Raw genomic sequence first — 621 nt, 5'->3', positions numbered from 1 at the left:
TTCAACTTTTCTCTACTACGTTTGAACGTCCACTCTAGCCAAAAGTGATAGATAGTCAGTAACACCAATGTTAGCAGCGCTGCGATAGCGACTGCTTGGTTTTTATGTAGCCACTCTTGAACCTTTTGCGCCCAAGGTTTCTGTAAGGGATGTAAGTCCAAATGCTTGTAGACTTTATCTACGTTAACGCTAGGCGCAGGTAGCGTCCAACCCACATTATTGGCAGCAATAGCGGCTGAATGATCTTCAGGCATTGCAAACAGGGTTTTTGCGACCTTTTGCCCAACATCTACTGGAGCACGCTCCGTCATGGCCATGGTCCAATTTGGGTACAGAGGAGTACTAACTGCGCAAACCGAATCAGCAGGTCTTCTTTCGTTGAGCACTCTCAAATTATGCAGCTCTATCTTGCCTTCGGCCGCCATGTTTTCCAGCGTACAAGCAGGAACAATTGCAACATCAATTTGGTCGTCGATCACATCGAGAATCAACTGATCGGTCGGTGGGCCAGTAAAATGGATTGTTTCAAAGAACGATGAGTTGAAATACCCAAGTTTGTCGAGCTCATAACGTAGAGCAAGAAAACCACCAAACGCCTTTTCTGATACAGCGGCAATACTG

At 46.1% G+C, this 621-nt stretch carries 1 protein-coding gene; it reads right to left on the bottom strand.

Features of this window, described 5'->3' with window-relative positions; genetic code table 11:
• Positions 1 to 621 (bottom strand): phosphate/phosphite/phosphonate ABC transporter substrate-binding protein (locus R8N49_RS28380; RefSeq protein ID WP_318190600.1); only part of this gene is annotated, 621 nt, incomplete at both ends.

It is taken from the genome of Vibrio sp. 1978 (assembly GCF_033344345.1).
Note: the sequence above shows the minus strand (reverse complement) of the source record. Positions and strands in the feature narration are given on the sequence as shown.